Source organism: Pseudomonas sp. ANT_J28 (genome assembly GCF_008370005.1).
GTDB lineage: Bacteria > Pseudomonadota > Gammaproteobacteria > Pseudomonadales > Pseudomonadaceae > Aquipseudomonas > Aquipseudomonas frigoris.
The window spans coordinates 1-1360 of record NZ_VOBM01000100.1; the positions used below are offsets into that span (position 1 = coordinate 1).

A 1360-nucleotide genomic window follows, 5' to 3' on the forward strand; every position below is an offset into this window, starting at 1 on the left:
CCTAGGCCTCGCAGGCCTGGGGCGTTTTACTATAAAGAGCACACCAATGCTGCCGCGAAGCTCGTCCAGGCGTCTTGGCGTGTGTGAGGGCGAGACCGCTCCGGCCATGACCACTAGATGGCTGGCGATGTGCTGACAGGCAAACTTGAAACTCACCTCGCTGGGAGCCCGCTTATGAGCTACAGCCGCCTGACTGGCTTCTCGACGCACTACGTTATAAGCCAGTAACAGCCCCCATAATTCTTGATACACCAGATCTACAGTCTTGCTGCGAAGGGTCAAGGCATTGTCTTGCATTGAGCTTTTGATATCCCTGAAACCCAGTTCGATTTCCCATCGCTCGTGATAAAGGGTGGCGACCTGCTCAGCGCTAAAGTGCGAGGCTGGCAGGGAGGTGAAGACGGTTTTTTCTTTCCCGGCGACCTCGTAGGTGACCGCCCGTACTTGCCAGTACTCAGGCAACAGTGGGTTCTTTTTACGCGCTTGCTGCGAGACCTTCATCTGGACTAGGTAATCACCATCGCCGTAGTGTTCAATTTCCGTGCGAACAGTACCCTTGCGCTCCGGAATCATCCAATGCCGGTTTTTTTCAGTACTTTGGATACTCAACAATAGGTCCGCACTGAAAAACCCTTTGTCCAGCAGGGTCACTGAGTGGTTGGGTATGCTCTCGATGAAGTCCTTGGCCAGCGGGATCTCCCCTTTGCGGTAAGGGCTGATGGCCGCGTTGGCGATGATATGAGAGCGTGCGTTCATCAACGCAACAAGGCGCAGCACCGGATAAGGGGTTTGACGATCGGAGGAGGTATTGCCGGAGCCAAAATGGTCCCGCAATGACGACGTTTCCGGGGTTCGAAACAAGGCACCGTCGACGGCAAAGACTTGAAGACCGTGCCAGTCATCTTGCGGGTAGCGCTCGTATCCCCAGACATTGGCGCACTGTTGAAATAACCAAGCGACAGGCTGATTCCCCAGACGCTGGCGCGCCTGCGACAACCCGCTTTTGGCTAACAGCACCTCATTAGCAAGACCGTCGGCACAAATATTCAGTCGGCGAGCGACCTCGACTATTGGCTCACCTCTGAAAAGTGCCATCCCGACTACCAGCCAAAGGACTACGTCCGAAGGCAAGCGCCGACGTCGGATCGTGGCTTTATCCGCCAGAGCGGCCGCCGCGGTAATCCAATCATGAGGAATATGATCGGTGAACACCTCAAGGCGAGAGAGCGGTTGCTCAGCAAAATCCAAAACCGCGCTTAAATCCTGAGCAACAGACATAAAAAATCCGGAATCCTTATCAGATTCCGGATTTTCCTGCTGCCTGAGGATTAGTCAACAATCCTTAAGTGAACAGCATTGC

Annotated in this window: 1 protein-coding gene; it reads right to left on the reverse strand. The window is 54.3% G+C overall.

Annotation, left to right across the window (positions count from 1 at the left end; all coding sequences use genetic code 11):
* Window positions 1-1278 (reverse strand): IS4 family transposase (locus FQ187_RS29840; RefSeq protein ID WP_149632226.1); only part of this gene is annotated, 1278 nt, incomplete at its 3' end.
* Between the last annotated feature and the right edge of the window lie 82 nt (window positions 1279-1360).